This is a genomic window from Kosakonia oryzendophytica (assembly GCF_027886705.1).
In the GTDB taxonomy this organism is placed as follows: Bacteria; Pseudomonadota; Gammaproteobacteria; order Enterobacterales; family Enterobacteriaceae; genus Kosakonia; species Kosakonia oryzendophytica.
In genome coordinates, this window is record NZ_CP115659.1 from 1306974 (window position 1) to 1331511 (window position 24538).

22 protein-coding genes are annotated in these 24538 nt (G+C 55.0%); 17 read left to right on the forward strand and 5 right to left on the reverse strand.

Features of this window, described 5'->3' with window-relative positions; all coding sequences use genetic code 11:
* Nucleotides 1-169 precede the first annotated feature (169 nt).
* Nucleotides 170-805 (forward strand): phosphatidylglycerophosphatase C, encoded by a 636-nt coding sequence (gene yfhb, locus O9K67_RS06465; protein WP_061493670.1) that lies wholly within the window; start codon nucleotides 170-172, stop codon nucleotides 803-805.
* An 18-nt stretch (nucleotides 806-823) separates the two neighbouring features.
* On the forward strand, nucleotides 824-1375 hold the full coding sequence (tadA, locus tag O9K67_RS06470) for a tRNA adenosine(34) deaminase TadA (protein WP_148654694.1): 552 nt from the start codon (nucleotides 824-826) through the stop codon (nucleotides 1373-1375).
* 6 nt (nucleotides 1376-1381) lie between these two features.
* Here tadA and mltF read toward each other — a convergent pair whose 3' ends face one another.
* Nucleotides 1382-2941, reverse strand: coding sequence for a membrane-bound lytic murein transglycosylase MltF (gene mltF / locus O9K67_RS06475; RefSeq protein ID WP_061493672.1), 1560 nt, complete (start codon nucleotides 2939-2941; stop codon nucleotides 1382-1384).
* A gap of 272 nt (nucleotides 2942-3213) precedes the next feature.
* Between mltF and purL the strand changes: the two genes are divergently transcribed.
* From purL to glnB, 5 genes are all read left to right on the forward strand, one after another.
* Nucleotides 3214-7101, forward strand: a complete 3888-nt coding sequence (purL, locus tag O9K67_RS06480; protein WP_061493673.1) for a phosphoribosylformylglycinamidine synthase — start codon at nucleotides 3214-3216, stop codon at nucleotides 7099-7101.
* Between the two features lie 549 nt (nucleotides 7102-7650).
* Nucleotides 7651-9087, forward strand: coding sequence for a two component system sensor histidine kinase QseE/GlrK (qseE, locus tag O9K67_RS06485; protein WP_082794141.1), 1437 nt, complete (start codon nucleotides 7651-7653; stop codon nucleotides 9085-9087).
* Nucleotides 9084-9818: a two-component system QseEF-associated lipoprotein QseG gene (gene qseG, locus O9K67_RS06490; protein WP_061493677.1), complete on the forward strand. Its 735-nt coding sequence runs from the start codon at nucleotides 9084-9086 to the stop codon at nucleotides 9816-9818. The genes qseE and qseG overlap by 4 nt, the downstream gene beginning before the upstream one ends.
* Nucleotides 9815-11152, forward strand: coding sequence for a two-component system response regulator GlrR (glrR, locus tag O9K67_RS06495; protein WP_061493682.1), 1338 nt, complete (start codon nucleotides 9815-9817; stop codon nucleotides 11150-11152). Before qseG ends, glrR begins: the two co-directional genes overlap by 4 nt.
* 74 nt (nucleotides 11153-11226) lie before the next feature.
* The gene (glnB, locus tag O9K67_RS06500; RefSeq protein WP_002438074.1) at nucleotides 11227-11565 is read left to right on the forward strand and encodes a nitrogen regulatory protein P-II; all 339 of its coding nucleotides are present in this window, start codon (nucleotides 11227-11229) and stop codon (nucleotides 11563-11565) included.
* Nucleotides 11566-11603: 38 nt separating this feature from the next.
* Here glnB and hmpA read toward each other — a convergent pair whose 3' ends face one another.
* Nucleotides 11604-12794 carry an NO-inducible flavohemoprotein gene (hmpA, locus tag O9K67_RS06505; RefSeq protein ID WP_061493685.1) on the reverse strand — a complete coding sequence of 397 codons (1191 nt, stop codon included), beginning with the start codon at nucleotides 12792-12794 and terminating at the stop codon, nucleotides 11604-11606.
* 315 nt (nucleotides 12795-13109) lie between these two features.
* On the opposite strand from hmpA, the gene glyA reads away from it, so the two are divergent.
* Nucleotides 13110-14363 carry a serine hydroxymethyltransferase gene (gene glyA / locus O9K67_RS06510; RefSeq protein WP_061493687.1) on the forward strand — a complete coding sequence of 418 codons (1254 nt, stop codon included), beginning with the start codon at nucleotides 13110-13112 and terminating at the stop codon, nucleotides 14361-14363.
* A gap of 45 nt (nucleotides 14364-14408) precedes the next feature.
* On the opposite strand, the gene O9K67_RS06515 is transcribed toward glyA, so the two are convergent.
* Complete coding sequence (locus O9K67_RS06515) at nucleotides 14409-15296, reverse strand: nickel/cobalt efflux protein RcnA (RefSeq protein ID WP_061493689.1); 888 nt, start codon at nucleotides 15294-15296, stop codon at nucleotides 14409-14411.
* 183 nt (nucleotides 15297-15479) lie between these two features.
* On the opposite strand from O9K67_RS06515, the gene rcnR reads away from it, so the two are divergent.
* Both rcnR and O9K67_RS06525 read left to right on the forward strand, forming a co-directional pair.
* Nucleotides 15480-15752, forward strand: a complete 273-nt coding sequence (gene rcnR / locus O9K67_RS06520; RefSeq protein WP_061493691.1) for a Ni(II)/Co(II)-binding transcriptional repressor RcnR — start codon at nucleotides 15480-15482, stop codon at nucleotides 15750-15752.
* An 82-nt stretch (nucleotides 15753-15834) separates the two neighbouring features.
* Nucleotides 15835-16986 carry a 3-phenylpropionate MFS transporter gene (locus O9K67_RS06525; protein WP_061493693.1) on the forward strand — a complete coding sequence of 384 codons (1152 nt, stop codon included), beginning with the start codon at nucleotides 15835-15837 and terminating at the stop codon, nucleotides 16984-16986.
* Here the strand turns inward: O9K67_RS06525 and csiE are convergent.
* Nucleotides 16983-18260 carry a stationary phase inducible protein CsiE gene (gene csiE, locus O9K67_RS06530; RefSeq protein WP_061493695.1) on the reverse strand — a complete coding sequence of 426 codons (1278 nt, stop codon included), beginning with the start codon at nucleotides 18258-18260 and terminating at the stop codon, nucleotides 16983-16985. The two genes, O9K67_RS06525 and csiE, sit on opposite strands and share 4 nt — an antisense overlap.
* A gap of 125 nt (nucleotides 18261-18385) precedes the next feature.
* Here csiE and O9K67_RS06535 point away from each other — a divergent pair, with 125 nt between their 5' ends.
* Nucleotides 18386-19024 (forward strand): DUF1007 family protein, encoded by a 639-nt coding sequence (locus O9K67_RS06535; protein WP_061493697.1) that lies wholly within the window; start codon nucleotides 18386-18388, stop codon nucleotides 19022-19024.
* Complete coding sequence (locus O9K67_RS06540; protein WP_061493699.1) at nucleotides 19015-19995, forward strand: nickel/cobalt transporter; 981 nt, start codon at nucleotides 19015-19017, stop codon at nucleotides 19993-19995. The genes O9K67_RS06535 and O9K67_RS06540 overlap by 10 nt, the downstream gene beginning before the upstream one ends.
* A gap of 48 nt (nucleotides 19996-20043) precedes the next feature.
* Here the strand turns inward: O9K67_RS06540 and suhB are convergent, their stop codons facing one another.
* Nucleotides 20044-20847, reverse strand: a complete 804-nt coding sequence (gene suhB / locus O9K67_RS06545) for an inositol-1-monophosphatase (RefSeq protein ID WP_061493701.1) — start codon at nucleotides 20845-20847, stop codon at nucleotides 20044-20046.
* 117 nt (nucleotides 20848-20964) lie between these two features.
* Between suhB and trmJ the strand changes: the two genes are divergently transcribed.
* From trmJ to iscA, 5 genes are all read left to right on the forward strand, one after another.
* Nucleotides 20965-21696: a tRNA (cytosine(32)/uridine(32)-2'-O)-methyltransferase TrmJ gene (gene trmJ / locus O9K67_RS06550; protein WP_061493702.1), complete on the forward strand. Its 732-nt coding sequence runs from the start codon at nucleotides 20965-20967 to the stop codon at nucleotides 21694-21696.
* A 218-nt stretch (nucleotides 21697-21914) separates the two neighbouring features.
* Entirely contained in the window at nucleotides 21915-22406 is a 492-nt protein-coding gene (gene iscR / locus O9K67_RS06555; protein ID WP_061493703.1) for a Fe-S cluster assembly transcriptional regulator IscR, read from the forward strand.
* A gap of 119 nt (nucleotides 22407-22525) precedes the next feature.
* Nucleotides 22526-23740 (forward strand): cysteine desulfurase, encoded by a 1215-nt coding sequence (gene iscS, locus O9K67_RS06560; protein WP_061493704.1) that lies wholly within the window; start codon nucleotides 22526-22528, stop codon nucleotides 23738-23740.
* Nucleotides 23741-23769: 29 nt separating this feature from the next.
* Nucleotides 23770-24156, forward strand: coding sequence for a Fe-S cluster assembly scaffold IscU (iscU, locus tag O9K67_RS06565; protein WP_007370804.1), 387 nt, complete (start codon nucleotides 23770-23772; stop codon nucleotides 24154-24156).
* 17 nt (nucleotides 24157-24173) lie between these two features.
* Nucleotides 24174-24497 (forward strand): iron-sulfur cluster assembly protein IscA, encoded by a 324-nt coding sequence (gene iscA / locus O9K67_RS06570; RefSeq protein WP_017459009.1) that lies wholly within the window; start codon nucleotides 24174-24176, stop codon nucleotides 24495-24497.
* Nucleotides 24498-24538: the final 41 nt, after the last annotated feature.

Consider the following 24538-nt stretch of genomic DNA (forward strand, 5'->3'; position numbering starts at 1 on the left):
GGAAAGATAAGGCAGTGTAGTGCATCTGTGGCGTAACGAAATAGCTGCTTTATATTGCAGGTGTCTTGTTACCGGAAAAGTCAGGTTCTATCTGTTAGGCTATCTCTAATAGCGATCGCCAGAAGAGGATAAATGGCGATCGGCGTTTAACCAGGCAGAGGGACAACATTTGGCTACCAGCGAGCGCCGCGTCGTATTTTTTGATCTTGACGGAACACTGCACCAGCAGGATATGTTCGGTACGTTTTTACGTTATCTGTTGCGGCACCAGCCGTTGAATGCCTTGTTGGTGCTGCCGCTATTGCCGGTGATTGCTGGCGCGTTATTGATTAAAGGGCGTGCAGCCCGCTGGCCTATGAGCCTGCTGCTCTGGGGCTGCACGTTTGGCCACAGTGAACACCAACTGAAAAAGCGTGAGCAGCAGTTTGTCCGCTGGTTTCGCGAACACGTGACGGCGTTTCCGGTGGTGCAATCGCGACTAACCCAGTACCTTACCGCTTCTGATGCGGATATCTGGTTGATCACGGGCTCGCCGCAACCGCTGGTGGAGCAAGTCTATTTTGATACGCCCTGGTTGCCGAAGGTGAATGTGATTGCCAGTCAGATCAACCGTCGTTATGGCGGCTGGGTGCTAACGATGCGCTGTCTCGGGCACGAGAAAGTGGCGCAACTGGAGCGGAAAATCGGTACGCCGCTGCGTCTGTACAGTGGTTATAGCGACAGCAAGCAAGACAACCCGTTGCTCTATTTTTGCCAGCACCGCTGGCGTGTGACGCCGCGCGGTGAGTTACAGCAACTGGAATAAACAGCGAAGGGCTGTATAATGCGCCCGCCTGAATCACTGGAGTTTTTCCCTTTGTCCAATCCTGAACTGAACCATGAATACTGGATGCGTTATGCGCTGACGCTGGCGAAACGTGCATGGGAAGAAGGCGAAGTGCCCGTTGGCGCGGTACTGGTGCATAACGAACGGGTGATTGGCGAAGGCTGGAACCGGCCGATTGGCCGTCACGATCCCACGGCGCATGCGGAGATCATGGCACTGCGTCAGGGGGGGATGGTGCTGCAAAACTACCGCCTGATCGACACCACGCTCTATGTCACGCTGGAGCCCTGCGTGATGTGCGCCGGGGCAATGGTGCATAGCCGCATTGGTCATCTGGTGTTTGGCGCGCGGGATGCGAAAACCGGTGCGGCGGGTTCGCTGATGGATGTGCTGCATCACCCGGGAATGAACCACCGGGTGGCGATCACCGAAGGGGTGCTGCGCGATGAGTGTGCGGCAATGCTGAGCGACTTTTTCCGCCAGCGTCGGCAGGAGAAAAAAGCGCTGAAAAAAACGCTCTCTGATTCACAAGAGCAGTCGGGCGGTTAAAGCACTTTATCGGTTCACTTTCAGTGGGTTTTTTACCAACGTATCCGGCGTCAGCAGCGGGTTGCGCGGAAAAGGATCGCTGGTGGTAAAGGCGCTAAAAGGCAGTATGCCGTAGGCGGGGCGGTTCAGTTCATCCGTAGAAACCGCCGGGTAACTCTTTGCCAGCTTTAGCGCTTTGGCCGCTTCTTTCTCTTTCTCAAGCAGGTAACCGACCAGGCTGATTTCATACTTACGGATGTTCTCCACATAAGCGTATGCTTCATGCCCGCGTGCGTAGCCGTAGGTCAGTTTGCTGTACCAGGGTTTCTGGCTCAGTAGCGGCAGACGCTGTTTTACATCGGCCCAGCTATCGGGGTTGCCTTTGGTTTTTGCCGTCAGCGCGCGTGCATCCAGCATATGCGCATAGCCCATATTGTAGGCCGCCAGCGCAAACCAGATTTTCTCATCCTGCGGTACGCTGTCCGGCACTTTGCTCATCATATCCTGCAAGTAGCGCGCGCCGCCGCTAATGCTCTGTTCCGCATCGGTACGATCGCTTAGGCCTAAACTTTGCGCCGTATTTTTTGTCAGCATCATCAGGCCGCGCACCCCGGTTGGTGAGGTGGCCTGGGCGTCCCAGTGTGACTCCTGATAGGAGATGGCTGCCAGCAGACGCCAGTCGATCTGCTGGGCATATTTCTCAAACATCGGTTGCAGCTCGGGCAGTACGCTATCGACAGCGCGCAGGAAAGTGCGCGTATCCACATAGTCAAAGTCTTCACCATGCCCGAGATACTTCTCCTCCAGCCGTGCGAGGGTACCGTCTTCATTCATATTATTGAAGAAATCCAGCATGGCGGCTGAAAGGGTATTGTCGTCATCGCGCTTGCTGAACCAGGTGACCGGCTGTTCATCGGTCACATCCAGTGCGACAGCCAGCTCAGGGTGCACCCGCTGGAACAGGCTTATCGCCACCGAGTCGGCAATGGTGTAACTCAATTTGCCTTCCAGCACCTGTTCCATCAACGCATTGGTGCCGAGCTTCTCATCCACCGTCCAGCTTAAATCCGGGTATTTTTTCTCTTTTAAGGCGCGAAGATCGTCGATCACCACCTGCCCCGGTGCAACGGTCAATTGGCTGGCGTTAACAGATTGCAGCGTGCGCGGGCGAGGGCTGCCAACCCGGTAAACCAGTTGCTGAGAAACGGAGTAGTAAACCGGGCCGGTCTGGTAGTTTTTGATGCGTTCGCTGTTGTACACCAGTCCTGCAGCGAGCATATCCGCATCATCATGATCGAGATCGTCAAAGAGCTGGCTGATATTCTGGCGGACGGTGACTTTGAGCTTCACACCCAGATAGTCGGCGAAATGCTGCGCCAGATCGTAATCGAGACCGTAGGATTTTCCGTCAATACGGGTATAGGTGAGCGGTGTGGCAATGGTGCTGACGCGCAATTCCCCGCGGGCTTTGATTGCCGCGATGCGGTTATCGGCTTTGCCGAACCAGGGAATGGATGGCCACAGGGCCGCTGCCAGCAGCAGGGTGACAATGCCGATGAGCAGATAATTAATCTTAAATTTTTTCAATCAGTTAATTCTCTGCGCCGTACTTTGCCTCAGCAGATGGCCGTCATGATAACAACAAGGTTTGTCTGTGATTGAGCGGCATTTTGCGCAACAAAACGCCAGTTGGCAACTAATTAGAGTGGTCGGCGGCAGCTATTGTCAAAAATCCGGGCTGATTTTATTTCGACGCAAACGGTTTCGTAGGCGCTCAGGATTCTCTATAATGACGCCCGTTTTCCCCTGGTGCACACTTAAAGCGTCCCCGACGCTTCGTAATCGAAGACGAGAGACTTATGATGGAAATTCTGCGTGGTTCGCCTGCATTGTCCGCTTTTCGTATCAACAAACTGCTGGCGCGTTTTCAGGCGGCCAACCTCCCGGTCAGTAATATTTACGCCGAGTACGCTCACTTCGCTGATCTGAACGACACCCTGACCGAAGAAGAGTACGCCCGGCTCCAGCGCCTGTTGAAATATGGCCCGAGCCTGAGCAGCCATACCCCAACCGGAACCTTACTGCTCGTCACTCCTCGTCCTGGCACCATCTCTCCCTGGTCTTCCAAAGCTACCGATATTGCGCACAACTGCGGCCTTAATAAGATCAACCGCCTTGAACGCGGCGTTGCGTACTATGTAGACGCCGATGGCCTGACGGACGCCCAGTGGGCTCAGATCGCAGCAGAACTGCATGATCGCATGATGGAGAGCGTATTCACCTCACAGGCGGATGCTGAGCGCCTGTTTGAACACCATCAGCCGGCACCGGTACAAAGCGTCGACTTACTGGGTGAAGGCCGCCAGGCGCTGATCGACGCCAACCTGCGTCTTGGCCTGGCATTAGCAGACGATGAAATCGACTATCTGCAAGACGCCTTTACCCGTCTGGGGCGCAACCCGAACGATATCGAACTCTATATGTTCGCCCAGGCGAACTCCGAGCACTGCCGCCACAAAATCTTCAACGCCGACTGGGTGATTGATGGCAAGCCGCAGCCGAAGTCATTGTTTAAAATGATCAAAAACACCTTCGAGAAAACGCCGGATTTCGTCCTGTCTGCGTATAAAGACAACGCCGCCGTGATGGAAGGTTCAGCTGTTGGCCGCTTCTTCGCCGATCGCGGTGAAGGCCGTTACGATTACCATCAAGAACCGGCGCATATTCTGATGAAGGTGGAAACACATAACCACCCGACGGCGATCTCTCCGTGGCCGGGGGCTGCGACCGGATCCGGCGGTGAGATCCGTGACGAAGGGGCAACCGGTCGTGGCGCGAAGCCGAAAGCGGGCCTGGTGGGTTTCTCCGTTTCCAACCTGCGTATTCCGGGCTTTGAACAACCGTGGGAAGAAGATTTTGGTAAGCCTGAGCGTATCGTTACCGCGCTGGATATTATGACCGATGGCCCACTGGGCGGCGCGGCGTTTAACAACGAATTTGGTCGCCCGGCGCTGAACGGCTATTTCCGTACCTATGAAGAGAAAGTGAATAGCCATAACGGCGAAGAGCTGCGCGGCTACCACAAACCGATCATGCTGGCGGGCGGGATCGGTAACATTCGTGCCGATCACGTACAAAAAGGCGAGATCACCGTAGGTGCGAAACTGATCGTCCTTGGTGGCCCGGCGATGAATATCGGCCTGGGGGGCGGCGCAGCATCCTCTATGGCGTCTGGTCAGTCTGATGCGGATCTGGATTTTGCCTCAGTTCAGCGCGACAACCCGGAAATGGAGCGTCGTTGCCAGGAGGTGATTGACCGTTGCTGGCAACTGGGCGATGCCAACCCGATCCTCTTTATTCATGACGTGGGCGCGGGCGGTCTGTCCAATGCCATGCCTGAGCTGGTCAGCGATGGTGGTCGCGGCGGTCGTTTTGAACTGCGTGACATTCTCAGCGATGAGCCGGGTATGAGCCCGCTGGAGATCTGGTGTAACGAATCGCAGGAACGCTATGTGTTGGCGGTTGCCGCCGATCAACTGGCGCTGTTTGATGAGCTGTGTCGCCGCGAACGCGCGCCTTATGCGATGATTGGCGAAGCGACCGAAGCGCAGCACCTGACGCTGAACGACAACCATTTTAACGATCAACCGATCGACATGCCGCTGGATGTGCTGTTAGGCAAAACGCCGAAGATGACCCGCAACGTTGAGACCCGTCAGGCGACCGGCGATGCATTTACGACACAGGGCATTTCGGTTGCAGACGCAGTGAATCGCGTGCTGCATTTGCCGACCGTGGCGGAAAAAACCTTCCTCGTGACCATTGGCGACCGCACGGTGACCGGTATGGTCGCCCGCGATCAGATGGTCGGGCCGTGGCAGATCCCGGTAGCGAACTGTGCGGTGACTACTGCCAGCCTCGATAGCTACTATGGTGAAGCGATGGCGCTGGGTGAACGTGCGCCGGTTGCGCTGCTGGACTTTGCGGCTTCCGCGCGTCTGGCCGTGGGGGAAGCATTGACCAATATCGCGGCAACGCAGATTGGCGACATCAAACGCATTAAGCTGTCCGCAAACTGGATGGCGGCGGCAGGGCATCCTGGCGAAGACGCAGGCCTGTACGCGGCAGTGAAAGCGGTGGGTGAAGAGCTTTGCCCTGCATTGGGACTGACCATTCCGGTGGGCAAAGATTCCATGTCGATGAAAACCCGCTGGCAGGAAGGAAATGAACAGCGTGAGATGACTTCGCCGCTGTCGCTGGTGATCACGGCCTTTGCGCGCGTTGAAGATGTACGTCATACAGTAACGCCGCAACTCTCCACCGAAGATAACGCCCTGTTGCTTATCGATCTGGGTAACGGCAACAATGCGTTGGGCGCAACGGCGTTGGCGCAGGTTTATCGTCAACTGGGCGACAAGCCCGCCGATGTACGTAACGTTGAGCAACTGAAAGGCTTCTATGATGCCATCCAGGCGCTGGTTGCGGCGGGCAAATTGCTGGCTTACCACGATCGTTCCGACGGCGGTCTGCTGGTGACGCTGGCGGAAATGGCCTTTACGGGGCACTGCGGTGTAAATGTGAATATCGCTTCCCTGGGAGGCGATCGTCTGGCGGCGTTGTTTAATGAAGAGCTGGGCGCGGTTATCCAGGTGCGTGCGGGCGACCGCGAAGCGGTGGAAAGCGTGCTGGCGACATACGGTCTGGGCGATTGTGTTCATTATCTGGGAAATGCTGTCTCCGGCGATCGCTTTGTCATTGAAGCTGATGGTCAGGCAGTGTTCAGTGAAAGCCGCACCACGCTTCGTATGTGGTGGGCGGAAACCACCTGGCAGATGCAGCGCCTGCGTGATAACCCGGAGTGTGCGGATCAGGAGCATGACGCGAAAGCCAATGACAACGATCCAGGGCTGAATGTAAAACTGTCGTTCGATATTAACGAAGATATCGCTGCGCCGTTTATTGCCACTGGCGCGCGCCCGAAAGTGGCGGTACTGCGCGAGCAGGGCGTCAACTCACATGTTGAGATGGCGGCCGCGTTCCACCGCGCAGGTTTTGATGCAATCGATGTGCATATGAGCGACCTCCTGGCCGGGCGCTCCGGGCTGGAAAACGTCCATGCGCTGGTCGCTTGTGGCGGCTTCTCTTACGGTGATGTGCTGGGCGCGGGCGAAGGCTGGGCGAAATCGATCCTGTTTAACGACCGTGTACGCGACGAGTTCGAAACCTTCTTCCACCGTCCGCAGACGCTGGCGCTGGGCGTATGCAATGGCTGCCAGATGATGTCCAACCTGCGCGAACTGATCCCGGGTAGCGAACTGTGGCCACGCTTTGTGCGTAACCACTCCGATCGTTTCGAAGCGCGTTTCAGCCTGGTGGAAGTGACGCAGAGCCCGTCATTGTTGCTCGGCGGCATGGTGGGATCGCAAATGCCCATCGCCGTATCTCACGGTGAAGGTCGTGTGGAAGTGCGCGATGATGCGCACCTGGCTGCGCTTGAAAGCAAAGGACTGGTGGCGCTGCGTTATGTCGATAACTTCGGCAAGGTGACGCAGACTTACCCGGCGAACCCGAACGGCTCGCCGAACGGCATTACGGCGGTCACGAATGAAAGCGGCCGCGTGACGATCATGATGCCGCATCCGGAGCGTGTATTCCGTACGGTGTCTAACTCCTGGCATCCGGAGAACTGGGGTGAAGATAGCCCGTGGATGCGTATTTTCCGTAACGCCCGTAAACAGTTGGGTTAAATTCGCGAGAAGCGTATAAAGCCTCCGGCCTTTCTGGCGGAGGCTTTTTTATTACCTGTTGAAAAGTGTCGGCATTTCCCGACAATGGCTTTTCTTTTGTGTCTCTAAATGGCGACATTTAATTATATGAATTATAAGTAATTATTTTAAACGCTATTAGAGTGTTGTTAAACAGCGACAGTGAGATGAAAAAACAAACATCTTGCCGTTGCGTGTGGTAAATATAAAATCAATTATAATCAATGATTTAAATTATTTGTTTGTGCATTGGCATAATATGTGCATAATACTAAGCAGTGGCTCATTCATCTTTCTTATGTCAGCCCCTTCGGGACGTGCTACATAAACTTCGAATGACGCACTTAAAGGTGCCTGCCGTCCACCTGCTGATAATTGCTTTGCTTTATCAGGCTTCGGGCGAAACGTCGAGTTAGGCACCGCCTAATTTCATAACAGAGCCGGGCTTATGCCCGGCTTTGTTGTTTCTGGCTTTCCCCCGGCGCGTTACTCAGTTAGCATCCCTGTATCTATTCTTGCGAGAGCATTGCGTTGAAACGTTGGCTTGTTTTCCCCCGCTCGCTACGCCAGTTGGTGATGATGGCGTTTCTGTTGATTTTATTACCGCTGCTGGTACTGGCCTGGCAGGCGTGGCAAAGCCTGAATGCCCTCAGCGCCCAGGCACTACAAACCAACCGCACAACGCTCATTGACGCGCGTCGCAGCGAAGCCATGACCAACGCAGCGTTGGAAATGGAGCGCAGTTACCGCCAGTATTGCGTGCTCGACGATGCCACGCTGGCGCGGGTGTATCAGAATCAGCGTAAACGCTACAGTGAAATGCTGGATGCCCATGCGGGCGTGCTGCCGGATGATAAGCTCTACCAGGCGCTACGCCAGGATCTGAACGACCTTGCCCAATTGCAGTGTAAAAACAGCGGTCCTTCCGCTTCAGCCTCCGAGCGGCTGGAAGCCTTTGCCGCCGCAAACACCGAAATGGTGCAATCTACCCGTGCGGTCGTGTTCTCCCGTGGTCAGCAATTACAACTGGAAATCGCCGAACGCGGCCAGTTTTTTGGCTGGCAGGCGCTGGTGTTGTTTATGGTCAGTCTCGGGCTGGTGCTGCTGTTTACCCGAATGATCATCGGTCCGGTGAAGGGGATTGAACGGATGATCAACCGGCTGGGGGAAGGGCGATCGCTTGGCCATACTGTGGTGTTTAAAGGCCCGCGCGAGCTGCGCTATGTGGGCGAACGCATTATCTGGCTCAGTGAAAGGCTGGCGTGGCTGGAGTCGCAGCGCCATCAGTTTTTACGTCATTTGTCACATGAGCTTAAAACCCCCCTCGCCAGTATGCGCGAAGGAACGGAGTTGCTTGCCGATGAAGTGGTGGGGCCGCTGACCGCGGAACAGAAAGAGGTGGTTGAGATCCTCGATGCCAGCAGTCGCAACCTGCAAAAACTTATTGAGCAACTCCTCGACTATAACCGCAAGCTTGCCGACGGCGCGGTTGAGCTGGAAGAGGTTGAGATCGCACCGCTGGTGGACATGGTTATCTCTGCTCACAGTTTGCCGGCGCGAGCTAAAATGATGCATACCGGGGTCACGCTCGATGCGGCCACCTGTCAGGCTGAACCAATGTTACTGATGAGCGTGCTGGATAATCTCTACTCTAACGCTGTGCACTATGGTGCTGAATCCGGTAACATTTATCTGCACAGCTATATTGCCGGCGCGCGGCTCTTTATAGACGTGACAAATACCGGTACGCCTATCCCTGAAGCAGAACGCAGCATGATCTTCGAGCCCTTTTTTCAGGGCAGCCATCAACGAAAAGGGGCGGTAAAAGGCAGTGGGTTAGGGCTTAGTATTGCCAGAGATTGTATTCGTCGTATGCAGGGCGAACTCTATCTGGCAACCGATAGCGAAGCCGATGTCTGTTTCCGTATTGAGTTACCGCTCAATGTGCCGGTAAAAGAGATTAAATGAACCTGGACCTGGTAAGTATGTCGCATGTTTTTTCCCGCGTAATTAACGCGGTGTCACCGCGCAATAAATGGCTTCGTGCGTTTCCTTGCCTGTTGCTGGCCGGATGCGTGGCGCAAAAGCCGCAAAGCGCTATCCATAATGGCCAGGAAGAACGACTCCCTGAGCACCAACTGGCGGATTTTCTCTCAACAGACTGTGATGACATCTGGCTATTGTCGGGCCCGCATGTCGACACCAACCCGCTTTACTGGCTGCGAGCGATGGATTGCGCACAGCGTCTGGCCCCGGCAGTGGCCCGTGCTGAAGCGCGCTCCTGGACGGATGATAACTGGGCTGCCACGTTCCGGCGTGGCATTTTGCTCTCCAGCGCTAAAATCACACCGCTTGAACGGCGTGATTACACTACCCGGCTGGACGCTGTAAGCCCGACTATCCCGGCGCAGGTTCGCCCGTTGTTCCAGCTCTGGCGCGATAGTGAAATGTTGCAGTTACAACTGTCAGAAGAGCGCAGTCGCTACAGCAAACTGCAACAATCCACCGATAGCGAGCTGGATACGTTGCGCCAGCAGCAGCAATTTTTACGTGAGCAACTGGAAACCACCACGCGCAAGCTGGAGACGCTGACCGATATTGAACGGCGTCTTTCCACGCGTAAGCCCGCGCCAGCCGATATGCCGGATAGCACGCGCCCGTCGAAAAATGACGGGAATCAGGAGGATGTAAAACCATGACAAGCCGCAAACCTGCCCATTTACTGCTGGTGGATGACGACCCTGGCCTGCTGAAGCTGCTGGGGTTGCGTCTTACCAGCGAGGGGTACAGCATTGTCACCGCCGAGAGCGGGCAGGAAGGATTGCGCATTCTGGCGCGGGAAAAGGTCGATCTGGTGATAAGCGACCTGCGCATGGATGAAATGGATGGCATGCAGCTGTTTGCTGAGATTCAGCGCGTTCAGCCTGGCATGCCGGTGATTATCCTGACGGCGCATGGCTCAATACCGGATGCGGTAGCCGCCACGCAGCAGGGCGTCTTTAGCTTTCTTACCAAACCGGTGGATAAAGACGCGTTATACAAAGCCATTGATGAGGCGCTGGAACACAGCGGCCCGGCGGCTGACGATCAGTGGCGCGAAAGCATTGTTACCCGTAGCCCGGTCATGCTGCGCTTGCTGGAGCAGGCGCGAATGGTGGCGCAGTCCGATGTCAGCGTGCTGATCAACGGGCAAAGTGGTACCGGCAAGGAGATCCTCGCGCAGGCGATCCACAACGCCAGCCCTCGCAGTAAAAGCGCGTTTATCGCCATCAACTGCGGTGCATTACCCGAGCAATTGCTGGAGTCGGAACTGTTTGGTCATGCGCGCGGGGCGTTTACCGGCGCGGTCAGTAGCCGCGAAGGGCTGTTTCAGGCGGCGGAAGGCGGTACGCTGTTTCTTGATGAAATTGGCGATATGCCAATTCCGTTGCAGGTGAAATTACTGCGTGTGCTGCAGGAGCGTAAAGTCCGCCCGCTGGGCAGCAACCGCGATATTGATATTAATGTGCGTATTATTTCCGCCACCCACCGCGACCTGCCGAAAGCGATGGAGCGCGGTGAGTTTCGTGAGGATTTGTTCTACCGTCTGAATGTTGTGAACCTCAAAATCCCGGCACTGGCGGAGCGCGCGGAAGATATTCCGCTGCTGGCGAACCATCTGCTGCGTCAGGCAGCGGATCGCCACAAACCGTTTGTGCGTGCTTTCTCCACCGATGCCATGAAACGGCTGATGACCGCGAGCTGGCCGGGTAACGTGCGTCAACTGGTGAACGTGATTGAGCAGTGCGTGGCGCTGACATCCTCTCCAGTGATCAGCGATGCGCTGGTTGAACAGGCGCTGGAAGGGGAAAACACGGCGTTGCCTACCTTTGTTGAAGCGCGTAATCAGTTTGAACTTAACTACCTGCGTAAGCTGTTGCAAATCACCAAAGGTAATGTGACCCACGCCGCGCGGATGGCGGGCCGCAATCGGACTGAATTTTACAAATTACTCTCGCGACATGAGCTGGACGCCAACGACTTTAAGGAGTAATGGCGCGGTGAGTATGATACTGTGAGCAACCGATTACGATGCAGCAGACTGGCAAGAGCGTTTAAGGACCCACCATGAAAAAGATTGATGCGATTATTAAACCTTTCAAACTGGATGATGTGCGTGAAGCACTGGCGGAAGTCGGTATCACCGGGATGACGGTGACCGAAGTGAAAGGGTTTGGTCGCCAGAAAGGCCACACAGAACTCTACCGCGGCGCGGAATACATGGTGGACTTTCTACCCAAGGTGAAAATTGAAATTGTGGTCACCGACGATATCGTTGATACCTGCGTGGATACCATTATCCGCACGGCGCAGACCGGTAAGATCGGCGACGGCAAAATCTTCGTCTTTGACGTTGCGCGCGTGGTGCGTATCCGTACCGGCGAAGAAGACGACGCGGCAATCTGATGTGATTCCCTCACCCTGCCGGGTGAGGGAATGTCTGCTTACAGGACCTTATGCGGCCCAAAGCATTCGTAGTGGATATTGGCTTTGTCTACGCCGAGCGTCACCAGTTGCTGAGCGGCAAACTGCATAAATCCAACCGGCCCGCAGAGGTAAAACTGCATCATCGGGTCGCTGAATTTTCCTTCCAGTTGCGTTAAATCCATTAACCCTTCGCTGTTAAAACGACCTGCACTTCGATCTGCTGCTTCCGGTTGGCGATACCAGACATGTTGATAGAAGCGATCCAGTGATGCTCCCAGCTTGCTGACTTCATCGGCGAAAGCGTGAACCTGGCCATTGTCGGCGGCATGAAACCAGTTCACCTGTGCGCTGTGCTGAGAGGCGGCAAGGCTGTCCAGCATTGCCAGCATCGGGGTTAGCCCTACGCCTGCGGAGATTAACGTAACCGGAGTAGCAGCAGGCACATCCATAAAGAAATCCCCTGCTGGCGCGGCCAGGTGCACCACATCACCGGGTTGGGCTTTATCGTGCAGCCACTCTGAAACCTGGCCACCGCTTTCGCGTTTTACGGCAATACGGTAGCTTTTCCCGTTCGGCTGGCGGGTCAGCGAGTACTGACGGATCTCCTGATTCGCGAAACCTTCCGGCTTCAGCCAGATGCCAAGATATTGTCCCGGCTGGTAAGACGCCACCGGCTGATCATCTACCGGTGCGAATTCAAAGCTGGTGATCAGTGCACTCTGCGGGGTTTTCTCCAGCAAGCGGAACGCGCGTGTTCCTTGCCAGCCGCCCTGTTTTTCCGCGTGCTCACGGTAAATCTGCGCTTCACGATTGATAAACACCCCAGCCAGCACGCCATAGGCTTTACCCCAGGCATCCAGTACCTCTTGTCCGGGGCTGAACATTTCATCCAGCGTTGCCAGAAGGTGCGCGCCGACAATGTTGTACTGCTCCGGCTGGATCTGAAAACTGGTGTGTTTCTGTGCGATCTTTTCAACGGCGGGCAGCAATGCCGCGAGGTTATCGATATTACTGGCATAAGCGGCAATCGCGTTGAACAGCGCTTCACGCTGGTCGCCATTGCGCTGATTGCTCATATTAAAGATCTCTTTTAGTTCCGGGTTGTGGCTGAACATCCGGTCGTAAAAATGTGCGGTGAGTTTAGGTCCGGTGGCGGCCAGCAGGGGAAGGGTGGCTTTGACCGTAGCGATGGTTTGAGCGTCGAGCATTATGGCTTCCTTTAGCGATGATTATTTAAAGTTGTATTTTAAATGCATCTTATAGCGCAGCGCACGGCCTTGTAAAGAGCGGGCCATCTAAAGGATTTGCATCGTGAATAAGTTGCATCACAAACCTGAAAAGAAATCCGCTTATATGGCGAAGCCCGTTATCGCTCAAACCCTTGACTGGCGCGGAGCCAATCGTTTGCGTAAAAACCTTTGTCAAGACCTGTTATCAGGATATTAATCAGTTATACTGTGAGCCGTTCCCCAAATTGGGCCCTCGTTTAGAGTTGTTTTTGTTAGCTGAGTCAGGAGATGCGGATGTTAAAGCGTGAAATGAACATTGCCGATTATGATGCCGAACTGTGGCAGGCTATGGAGCAGGAAAAAGTACGTCAGGAAGAACACATTGAACTGATCGCCTCCGAAAACTACACCAGCCCGCGTGTAATGCAGGCTCAGGGTTCTCAGCTGACGAACAAATACGCCGAAGGTTACCCGGGCAAACGCTACTACGGCGGTTGCGAATATGTCGACATTGTTGAGCAACTGGCGATCGACCGTGCAAAAGAGCTATTCGGCGCTGATTATGCCAACGTCCAGCCGCATTCAGGTTCACAGGCGAACTTCGCTGTGTACACCTCTCTGCTGGAGCCGGGCGATACCGTACTGGGTATGAACCTGGCGCACGGGGGTCACCTGACGCACGGTTCTCCGGTTAACTTCTCCGGTAAACTGTATAACATCGTGCCTTACGGCATCGATGAAACCGGCCATATTGATTACAACGACCTGAACGCGCAGGCGCAGAAACACAAGCCGAAAATGATCATCGGTGGTTTCTCGGCTTATTCCGGCGTGGTTGACTGGGCAAAAATGCGTGAAATCGCTGACAGCATCGGTGCATACCTGTTTGTGGATATGGCGCACGTTGCAGGTCTGGTCGCCGCAGGCGTTTACCCGAACCCGGTTCCGCATGCACACGTGGTGACCACCACAACCCACAAAACGCTGGCTGGCCCGCGCGGTGGTCTGATCCTGGCGAAAGGCGGCAGCGAAGAGCTGTATAAAAAACTGAACTCAGCTGTGTTCCCTGGCGGCCAGGGCGGCCCGCTGATGCACGTGATCGCCGGTAAAGCGGTGGCGCTGAAAGAAGCGATGGAGCCGGAATTCAAAACCTATCAGCAGCAGGTTGCGAAAAACGCCAAAGCGATGGTGGAAGTGTTCCTGAACCGTGGTTACAAAGTGGTATCCGGTGGTACAGATAACCACCTGTTCCTGCTGGATCTGGTGGATAAAAACCTGACCGGTAAAGAAGCCGATGCTGCACTGGGTCGCGCTAACATCACCGTTAACAAAAACAGCGTACCGAACGATCCGAAAAGCCCGTTTGTCACCTCCGGTATCCGCATCGGTAGCCCGGCGGTAACCCGTCGCGGCTTTAAAGAAGCGGAAGTGAAAGAGCTGGCTGGCTGGATGTGCGACGTGCTGGATAGCATCAATGACGAAGCGGTGATTGAGCGCACGAAACAGAAAGTGCTGGATATCTGCGCTCGCTTCCCGGTTTACGCTTAAGTTTCAGGCAAATAAAAAAGCCCCGTTCGGGGCTTTTTTTATGCCTTATTGCAAACCGGCGTAGCCGTGAAAGCCCATGTAAATACCGACCAGAGCGATCAACACGCTGGAAAAGTAGGGGGCTTTACGGGCGAGTGTATTAAAGCCAGACCAGCGTTTTGCCGCCTGTTGTACACTGATTGCCGCACCTACGCCAACGGCGACCAGCGTGAGCGCCAGGCCAATACTGAAACAGACCACCATCGTTGCACCTAATGTCAGCGCCTTAAGCTGAATACAGATAAGCAGAATGGTGATGGCCGCCGGGCATGGGATCAAGCCACCGGTCAGGCCGAACAGCAGAATTTGTCCATTGGTGACGTCACCACCGTTAAAACGTCGCTCAATATCCCGGGCGTGTGCCCGTTCATGCGCATCCTGATACTCCTCTTCTTCTTTTGCTACGCTCCGCATGGCGAGGATATTTGGCTGTGCACGCACCGCAGCGAGTTGTGGCTGGAAGATTAACCCGCGTGGCTGCGGAGCGTGGCCGTGATGATGATGGTGATGATCGTCATGATGATCGTGGTGATGATGGCCTGCACGTCGGGCGCTTTCCCCTTGCCATGTCCGCCAGAACATCCACGTTGCTGTACCGAGGATCACCACGGCGGAGATCATTTGCAGCCAGGGTTCCACCGATTGGGCGGTAAATTTCTGGCTGATAAACATCCCGCCCAATGCGATCAGCCAGACTACCGCGGTATGAGAGACCGTGGCTGCCAGCCCTAACATGATGGCCTGTTTAACCGTACCTTTGATCGCGATAATAAACGCCGCCATCATGGTCTTTGAGTGTCCTGGCTCCAGGCCATGCAGGGCGCCGAGCAGAATTGCGCTGGGAATAAAAAACCAGGCGTTCCCTTGCTGAAAAAGGGTGGTGAAGTCATTCATGAGAATAATTCTCGGTAACATTTTGTGCGCTTAAATCTACTCCCCCCCAGTAAAAAATACTACCCCCCAGTAGAAAGAAACTCCCCCCCAGTAAAAAATACTGCCCCCCATTAGAAAGAAACTCCCCCCCAGTTGTTGCATGGTATGCTATCGTCTGTGAAGCACGATGAAACTGAGGTCTGTATGTCGCACACCATTCGGGATAAACGAAAGCTAAAAGCGCGGGCAAGCAAAATAGAAGGGCAGGTGGTTGCGCTGAAAAAAATGCTCGACGAACCGCATGAATGCGCACAGGTTTTGCAGCAAATCGCGGCCATCCGTGGTGCGGTGAATGGCTTAATGCGCGAAGTGATTAAAGGGCATCTGACCGATCATATCGTCCATGAAAGCGATGAAATTAAGCGCGAAGCAGACCTGGATGTCGTATTAAGCGTGCTGGATTCATACATCCGTTAGGCCGCCACACCTTGTTATCTGATTGTTACTTGCCAGCCCGGCTATTTGCCGCCAGACTATCGCCTCCATTCAGGAGGAAATCATGGTTCTGCAGTCCACGCGCTGGCTGGCGCTCGCTTATTTCACCTACTTTTTCAGCTACGGCATTTTCTTACCTTTCTGGAGCGTCTGGCTCAAAGGCGTGGGATTAACCCCGGAAATTATCGGCATGTTGCTGGGCGCAGGCCTGGTGGCACGTTTTCTGGGCAGTTTGCTTATTGCGCCACGCGTTAGCGATCCGTCCCGTCTGATCACTGCATTGCGTGTGCTGGCGCTGGTGACATGCCTGTTTGCGCTTGCCTTTTATGCAGGCAACCACGTGGCCTGGCTGACGGTGGTGATTGTGGGCTTTAATCTCTTCTTCTCGCCGCTGGTGCCGCTGACCGACGCACTGGCCGGTACCTGGCAAAAACAATTCACCATGGACTATGGCCGCGTCAGGGTCTGGGGATCCATTGCTTTTGTGATTGGTTCTGCACTGACCGGTAAGCTGGTGAGCCTGTATGATTATCGGGCGATTCTGGCGATGCTGACGCTTGGCGTGGCATCCATGCTGCTGGGTATGCTGTTACGGCCTTCCGTCTTACCGCAGGGGGAACAGCGCCATCAGGAAGGTGCTGGCTGGCAGGCATGGCGTCAATTGATTGTCCAGAACTGGCGTTTTCTCGCCTGTGTCTCCCTGCTGCAGGGCGCGCATGCCGCCTATTACGGCTTCAGCGCAATCTACTGGCAATCTGCCGGGTATTCCGCTTCGACGGTGGGTTACCTTTGGTCATTGGGGGTGGTCGCGGAAGTCATCATCTTCACGCTCAGCAACCGTCTCTTCCGTCGCTTCAGTGCGCGCGACTTGTTGCTGCTTTCCGCGTTTTCCGGGCTGGTGCGTTGGAGTCTGATGGGCTGGACCACCGACTTGCCCTGGCTTATTGTCGCGCAAATCCTGCACTGCGGAACATTCACCGTTTGCCACCTGGCCGGCATGCGTTATATCTCGGCGCGCAAGGGCAGCGAAGTGATCCGTTTGCAGGCGGTCTACTCCGCCGTTGCGATGGGGGGAAGCATTGCGTTGATGACCATGATTGCCGGGTTCTTGTTCGAGCATCTGCACCAGGGGCTGTTTTGGGTGATGGCGCTGCTGGCGATCCCGGCCATCTTCCTGCGACCGCGAGTTTCCGCACAGCAGTCCGTTGCCAGTTAGCACTCCAGCATGGCACGAATATGCTGCTGTTGCTGTGTGCTTAATGGGCCATCGGTGTGGATCAGCGGTGGCGAAAAGAGCGGCAGCGGCGTGGTGTACGGCGTGACGATCAGTGTGGCATCGCGCGGCGCGCCTTGCTGGCGAAACTCAGCCAGTGGCAGGTAGTTAATCGTGAGCGGCAGCAGCGTTAATTCACGCAGCTGTTGTTCTATTTCCTGTTCCCGCGCGCTGTCTTCGCCGGTAATTAACACCACCTGCTTTTCATGTAAATCGTTCTCCTGCATCAGCCAGGCACCGAAAATCACCGCTACCAGGCCGGCTTCTTCATCGCTGAAACGCAGGCTGTATTCCTCTTCCAACGCTTGCAATGCGCTGCGGGTGGTGCGCATCAAACGCGGATAGAGTTGATGGATCTCCTCCGGCAGACTGTTATCGATGCCGATGCCAAACAAGCTGCGATCCAGCGCCTGTGCCAGATGGATATAGAGCTGTGCGCTGAGTCCTTGCTCATCGCTAAAACGCAGGCCTGCCAGATCGCGAAAACGGACAATCATCCGGTTGATGGCCTGCTGTAACCGCCGATCCTGGTGGTGGCTGTCGCGCAGAGGGTCGGGGATCCGCACCATCATAAATAACAGTGACAGGAACAGATGCTCATTCTCTTGTGGATGCGCGATCACACGCCGCCGCCAGTGGCGCACAATATCTTGCGCGACCTGATACTCTTCGCGCATCTGCGCCCAGCTCTGCTGCACCGGGTTGAACTCCGGCGTGTGTCCATGATGATTTTGCAGTAAGCAATATTGCAGGTAGAGGCGCAAAAATTGTATATCCCGGCACTCAAAAGAGCGTTGCAGGCGGCGGGCACACAGATTAATTAACGCACGCAAATTGGTATCGTCATACAGGGTCCTGGCGATCCCTTGCTGCCTGAGCGCGGTTTTTAATGTCGGGGTAAAATGCTGCGTGATAAATTGCGGACATAGCCGGAGTGAGCGCCGCAGCCAGTGCAGCAGGCATAAACGCTGATCCAGCGTTGCGCCTTCAATCCGGTAACCGCCGTTATGCTGTGGCACGATGGAAAGACGATGGTAACGGCGGATCTCGCTTTCGGTCTCGGCAAGATCCTGGCGTGCCACATGATCGTCCACACCATTCATGGCGCTGATATGTTCCATAGTGACATATTGCCCTGGCAGCGCGAGCATCAGCAGTACCTGGCAGCGTCGCTGCGGACTGGAGAGCGCAGATGGGGGCGTCATTACAATTGTCATCTGTCAGATTCCAGTTAGGGGTGTTTGATAAGCGTAGTTAAAGCTATGCTGTGCGATAGCGCAGCCGCTGCTCTTTCCTTCAGGATTGCCGGAGAGCATCACAGAATTTTTCACGTGAGGAATACATGCAAGCAGTTAAACAGTGCGCCTGGGGCGTTTTTCTCGCGCTTTTATCATTCTCAGTGGCGGCGCACCCCCATAGTTTTATCCGCCTGAAAACACAAGTATTAGCAGAGAACGGGCAGTTTACCGGCTTGAAAATGCGCTGGACGATGGATGAGATCACCTCCGCGGATTTGCTGTACGACGCGGGCAATGCGAAACCCGGTGAGGAAATCTGGAAAAAGCTGGCGGCGGAAGTGATGGCTAACGTATTAGGCCAGCACTATTTTACCGAAGTGTGGCACGACGGGCAGAAGGTGAAGTTTCTCAACCGGCCCACGGAATATGGTATGGCGCGGGAGGGACACCAGGCGGTGTTGACATTTATTCTGCCTCTCGCGCAACCGCAGCCTCTTCACGGCCAGACATACACCTTTGCTACCTTCGATCCTACATATTATGTGGACATGAGTTACGAACATGATAGCGATGCCTCGCTGTCCGGCGCGCTGCAAATGTCGTGTAAGGTGGCGGTTCATACCCCAAAGCCTGGCGAAGAGGTGCTGAATTATGCCCAGTCGCTGGATAAAGAAGATGCCCCGGAGGAAGACATGCAACTGGGTAAACAATTCGCGCAGACGGTAACGCTGGCATGTCAGTAATCCCGGCGAGCACACTGCGTAAACGGCGTTTGCTGCACTGGTGGCCGCTGGCGCTCTTTGTATTGTTCGCCGTTGCTGGTGCGTTCTGGCTATGGCAAGCCTGGCCGCAGGTGATGGTAAAAAGCGTGGTCTGGCAGCGCGATGTGAATATGCAGATGAGCAACCTGCTAAAAAGCGTGGCAGAAAACCCCGGCAAAACGGGAGGTTCGTTGCTGCTGTTCAGTTTTGTCTATGGTGTGCTGCATGCATTAGGGCCAGGGCATGGCAAAGTGGTGATCACCACCTGGCTGGCGACCCATCCGTCGAAACTGCGTTCCGGTATTGGGCTGACGCTGGCCTCGTCGCTGTTGCAGGGGCTGGTGGCGATTGTGCTGGTGGTCGTCGTGTTAAGCATACTGGCGTTGCCTGCTCGTCAGTTGCATATGAGTGGCTACTGGCTGGAAAAGGGTAGCTATCTGCTGGTTGGCGCACTGGGTGTGCTGCTGTGCTGGCGTGCTGTCAGGCAACTGCGCGCGCTGCTGAAAAAGCCGGTATTTCGATCTTTTACTCCGCATCATGTGCATCATGAAGGCTGTGGCTGTGGGCATCACCATCTCCCGTCGCCGTCGCAACTGCAAAGTGGTGAGGACTGGCGGGCACGGCTGGCAATTATCTTGTCGATGGGTATGCGACCCTGTTCCGGGGCCATTATGGTGCTACTGTTCAGTAAAGTGATCGGTGTCTTTGCCTGGGGGATCGCATCGGCGCTGGCAATGGCGGCGGGTACGTCGCTGACCATCAGTTCGCTGGCATTGCTGGTGCACGGCTTTCGCCAACTGGCGATAAAACTCAGTGGCAATCAGGCGCCATCGCTGTGGCGGCAGGTGGGCTGGACGACGCTGGCGCTGGCCGGGGGCGTACTGTTGGTTTGTGCGGCGGGAGTGATGTGGGTCAGTGCATTACCGCCGGGCGGCGGCTTAAGGCCGTTTTAAGCGTGATAGCCCGATAGGCATGGTGCCACCGGGCTATCCACTAATAACTTAGCGTTTCAGCGCGTCGCTCAGTTCTTCGCGCATGTTCGCCAGCATCGCTTTCACGACACGCGGGTTACCTGCGACGATGTTGCCGGTCATCATATAGTTATGACCGCCCGTGAAATCACACACCAGACCGCCCGCTTCACGCACCAGCAGTTCGCCGGCAGCAAAATCCCATGGCTTCAGTGCGATCTCAAAGAAACCATCAACGCGGCCTGCTGCAACGTAGGCCAGATCCAGCGCAGCGGAACCGGTACGACGGAAGTCCGCGCATTCGGTAAACAGTTTACCGACGATATTTACATAGGTAGTGGCGTGCTGTTTGGCTTTGAACGGGAAACCGGTCGCCAGGATGGTGCCATCCAGATCGCGGGCAGTGCTGCCACGCAGACGGTAACCGTTAAGCTGCGCGCCCTGGCCGCGCGTGGCGGTGAACAGTTCGTTACGCATCGGATCGTAAACCACCGCGACTTCAGTGCGGCCTTTAATACGAACGGCGATAGATACCGCGAAGTGCGGCAGGCGTTTGATAAAGTTGGTGGTGCCATCCAGTGGATCGATAACCCATTGTACATCCTGGTCAGCGCCTTCGTGCTCACCACTCTCTTCGGTGATGATGGTGTGTTGCGGGTAAGATTTGCGGATGGTGTCAATAATTACCGCTTCGGCGGCTTTATCAACGTTAGTCACGAAATCATTGCTGCCTTTCTGGCTGGTTTCTACGGTGTCAGGGGTTTCGTAGTTTTTGGCAATTAAATTACCCGCCTTGCGCGCAGCACGCACGGCGATGTTCAGCATCGGATGCATCGGTCTCTCTCACTGGATGTTAAAGAACGGAAAACGGCGCGTATGATAGCAGCGAATTCGGATTATGTCTTCGCTTTATGGTAATATGCGCAAATATTCTTTAGCCGTTGAAAATCTATGCTGCAAAATATTCGAATTGTGCTGGTGGAGACCTCTCACACTGGCAATATGGGCTCCGTTGCCCGCGCGATGAAAACAATGGGGTTAACCAATCTGTGGCTGGTTAACCCGCTGGTTAAACCGGACTCTCAGGCTATTGCGCTCGCCGCAGGTGCCAGCGATGTGATTGGCAATGCAAACATTGTCGATACGCTGGACGAAGCACTGACCGGTTGCAGTCTGGTGGTGGGCACCAGCGCACGCTCGCGTACGTTGCCATGGCCGATGCTGGATCCACGCGAATGTGGTCTGAAAAGCGTTGCCGAGGCGGAACATGCGCCGGTTGCGCTGGTCTTTGGCCGTGAACGCGTAGGTCTGACCAACGATGAACTGCAAAAATGCCACTACCACGTCGCCATCGCCGCTAACCCGGAATACAGTTCGCTGAACCTCGCTATGGCGGTGCAGGTGATAGCTTATGAAGTGCGCATGGCCTGGCTGGCGACGCAGGCAAGCGATGCCCCGGCCGCTCATCATGAAGAGACGCCGTACCCGCTGGTAGACGATCTTGAGCGCTTTTATGGGCATCTGGAACAAACGCTGCTGGCAACCGGGTTTATCCGTGAAAACCATCCCGGTCAGGTGATGAATAAACTGCGCCGTCTGTTCACTCGCGCACGTCCGGAAAGCCAGGAACTGAATATCCTGCGCGGCATTCTGGCGTCTATTGAGCAGAACCAAAAGCAATAGCGCTGGATGGCTGCTTTGCTTTATCTGACGCGTAGTCCAGAAAAGCAGGCGCGCCATCGGGTCATAAACACCACAGCACGAAAGGATAAATACCTGACTAAAACAGTCAACTAAATAGTTGACCAATTTAGTCAGGAATGTCAGACTTGCGACTGCTATGCAACATTAACATTTTAATAATAATCCCCGGGCAGGGGCGAGTCTGAGGCTAGTAAGACATGAGACTGACATCTAAAGGGCGTTATGCCGTGACCGCAATGCTGGACGTTGCACTCAACTCCGAATCAGGCCCGGTTCCGTTGGCCGATATTTCTGAGCGTCAGGGAATTTCACTCTCCTATCTGGAGCAGTTGTTCTCCCGTCTGCGTAAAAATGGCCTGGTGGCCAGCGTACGTGGTCCGGGCGGCGGTTACCTGCTGGGTAAAGAAGCGGGCAGCATTGCCGTCGGCGAAGTGATTAGCGCCGTTGACGAATCCGTGGATGCGACCCGTTGCCAGGGGAAAAGTGGCTGCCAGGGCGGCGATAAGTGCCTGACCCACGCGCTGTGGCGCGATCTGAGTGACCGTCTGACCGACTTTTTAAATAACATTACGCTGGGCGAACTGGTGAATAACCAGGAAATCCTCGACGTCTCCGGCAGACAGCACTCCCACGAATCTCATCGCACGACCCGCGCACAAGACGCTATCGACGTTAAACTGCGCGCATAATAAAAAAACAGAATTCAGAATCGGGCCAGGGCACAGTTATGTGCCCTGTTAACACGGTCGTACATCCAGCCGGTTGCCTGATTCCTTGCATTAGAGCGATGTACGGAGTTTAAAGAGCAATGAAATTACCGATTTATCTCGACTACTCCGCAACCACGCCGGTGGACCCGCGTGTTGCCGAGAAAATGATGCAGTTTCTGACCCTGGACGGGACCTTTGGTAACCCTGCTTCCCGTTCACACCGTTTTGGCTGGCAAGCTGAAGAGGCGGTAGATATCGCCCGTAACCAGATTGCTGAGCTGGTTGGTGCCGATCCGCGTGAGATCGTCTTCACTTCCGGTGCAACCGAATCCGATAACCTGGCGATTAAAGGTGCAGCCAACTTTTATCAGAAAAAAGGCAAGCACATCATCACCAGCAAAACCGAACATAAAGCCGTGCTGGATACCTGTCGCCAGTTAGAGCGCGAAGGTTTCGAAGTGACTTACCTGGCTCCACAAAGCAACGGTATTATCGACCTGAAAGAGCTGGAAGCAGCGATGCGTGAAGACACCATCCTCGTGTCCATCATGCATGTGAATAACGAAATCGGTGTAGTGCAGGACATCGCGACCATCGGCGAAATGTGCCGCGCGCGCGGTATTATCTACCACGTTGATGCAACGCAGAGCGTCGGTAAACTGCCTATCGATCTGAGCCAGTTGAAAGTGGATTTAATGTCCTTCTCCGGCCATAAAATCTACGGTCCGAAAGGCATTGGCGCGCTGTATGTGCAACGTAAACCACGTGTACGCATTGAAGCGCAAATGCACGGCGGCGGTCATGAGCGCGGTATGCGTTCCGGTACGCTGCCTGTTCACCAGATCGTCGGCATGGGTGAAGCCTACCGCATCGCCAAAGAAGAGATGGCGACCGAAATGGAGCGTCTGCGCGGCCTGCGTAGCCGTCTGTGGAATGGCATCAACGATATCGAAGAAGTTTACCTGAACGGTGACCTGGAGCACGGCGCGCCGAACATTCTCAACGTCAGCTTTAACTACGTTGAAGGCGAATCGCTGATCATGGCGCTGAAAGACCTGGCTGTTTCGTCTGGTTCTGCCTGTACGTCTGCAAGCCTGGAACCGTCCTACGTGCTGCGCGCGCTGGGCATGAATGATGAGCTGGCGCACAGCTCCATCCGTTTCTCTTTAGGGCGTTTTACCACCGAAGAAGAGATCGACTACACCATCGCACTGGTGCGTAAATCCATTGGTCGTCTGCGCGAACTCTCCCCGCTGTGGGAAATGTTCAAACAGGGCGTGGATTTAACCACGATCGAATGGGCTCATCATTAATAACGGTTGCGCAAACAGGAGAATTTAGAATGGCTTATAGCGAAAAAGTAATCGATCACTACGAAAATCCGCGCAACGTGGGCTCTTTTGACAACGGCGACGATAGCGTTGGCAGCGGTATGGTTGGCGCACCGGCGTGCGGCGACGTGATGAAGCTGCAGATCAAAGTGAACGATAAAGGCATTATCGAAGACGCACGTTTCAAAACTTACGGTTGCGGTTCCGCCATCGCCTCCAGTTCCCTGGTGACAGAGTGGGTGAAGGGCAAGTCTCTGGACGAAGCTCAGGCGATCAAAAACACCGATATCGCCGAAGAGCTGGAACTGCCGCCAGTGAAAATTCACTGCTCCATCCTGGCGGAAGATGCGATTAAAGCCGCCATCGCGGATTACAAAAGCAAACAAGAAGCGAAATAAGGCAGGAGGTTGTTGTCATGTCCATTAGCCTGAGCGACAGTGCCGCCGCGCGAGTCAATACCTTCCTGGCCAACCGAGGTAAAGGGTTTGGTCTGCGTCTGGGGGTCAGAACCTCCGGTTGTTCTGGTATGGCCTATGTACTGGAATTTGTCGATGCGCCGAACGAAGAAGATACGGTGTTTGAAGACAAAGGCGTGAAGGTCGTGGTCGACGGCAAAAGCCTGCAATTCCTCGACGGTACTCAACTGGACTTTGTCAAAGAAGGCCTGAACGAAGGGTTCAAATTCACCAACCCGAACGTGAAAGATGAGTGCGGTTGCGGCGAAAGCTTCAACGTTTAATCGCCATCATTGATGACCCCACCGCAGGCCTCTGTGCGTGG

Bases quoted from the DNA above. Each gene is read 5' to 3' on its own strand.
- iscU (WP_007370804.1), top strand. From the start codon at position 23,770: ATGGCTTATAGCGAAAAAGTAATCGATCACTACGAAAATCCGCGCAAC.
- iscS (WP_061493704.1), top strand. From the start codon at position 22,526: ATGAAATTACCGATTTATCTCGACTACTCCGCAACCACGCCGGTGGAC.
- iscA (WP_017459009.1), top strand. From the start codon at position 24,174: ATGTCCATTAGCCTGAGCGACAGTGCCGCCGCGCGAGTCAATACCTTC.
- suhB (WP_061493701.1), bottom strand. From the start codon at position 20,847: ATGCATCCGATGCTGAACATCGCCGTGCGTGCTGCGCGCAAGGCGGGT.
- iscR (WP_061493703.1), top strand. From the start codon at position 21,915: ATGAGACTGACATCTAAAGGGCGTTATGCCGTGACCGCAATGCTGGAC.
- O9K67_RS06540 (WP_061493699.1), top strand. From the start codon at position 19,015: ATGTCAGTAATCCCGGCGAGCACACTGCGTAAACGGCGTTTGCTGCAC.
- glrR (WP_061493682.1), top strand. From the start codon at position 9,815: ATGACAAGCCGCAAACCTGCCCATTTACTGCTGGTGGATGACGACCCT.
- qseG (WP_061493677.1), top strand. From the start codon at position 9,084: ATGAACCTGGACCTGGTAAGTATGTCGCATGTTTTTTCCCGCGTAATT.
- glnB (WP_002438074.1), top strand. From the start codon at position 11,227: ATGAAAAAGATTGATGCGATTATTAAACCTTTCAAACTGGATGATGTG.
- purL (WP_061493673.1), top strand. From the start codon at position 3,214: ATGATGGAAATTCTGCGTGGTTCGCCTGCATTGTCCGCTTTTCGTATC.
- rcnR (WP_061493691.1), top strand. From the start codon at position 15,480: ATGTCGCACACCATTCGGGATAAACGAAAGCTAAAAGCGCGGGCAAGC.
- hmpA (WP_061493685.1), bottom strand. From the start codon at position 12,794: ATGCTCGACGCTCAAACCATCGCTACGGTCAAAGCCACCCTTCCCCTG.
- O9K67_RS06525 (WP_061493693.1), top strand. From the start codon at position 15,835: ATGGTTCTGCAGTCCACGCGCTGGCTGGCGCTCGCTTATTTCACCTAC.
- O9K67_RS06535 (WP_061493697.1), top strand. From the start codon at position 18,386: ATGCAAGCAGTTAAACAGTGCGCCTGGGGCGTTTTTCTCGCGCTTTTA.
- glyA (WP_061493687.1), top strand. From the start codon at position 13,110: ATGTTAAAGCGTGAAATGAACATTGCCGATTATGATGCCGAACTGTGG.
- O9K67_RS06515 (WP_061493689.1), bottom strand. From the start codon at position 15,296: ATGAATGACTTCACCACCCTTTTTCAGCAAGGGAACGCCTGGTTTTTT.
- tadA (WP_148654694.1), top strand. From the start codon at position 824: ATGCGCCCGCCTGAATCACTGGAGTTTTTCCCTTTGTCCAATCCTGAA.
- csiE (WP_061493695.1), bottom strand. From the start codon at position 18,260: ATGACAATTGTAATGACGCCCCCATCTGCGCTCTCCAGTCCGCAGCGA.
- trmJ (WP_061493702.1), top strand. From the start codon at position 20,965: ATGCTGCAAAATATTCGAATTGTGCTGGTGGAGACCTCTCACACTGGC.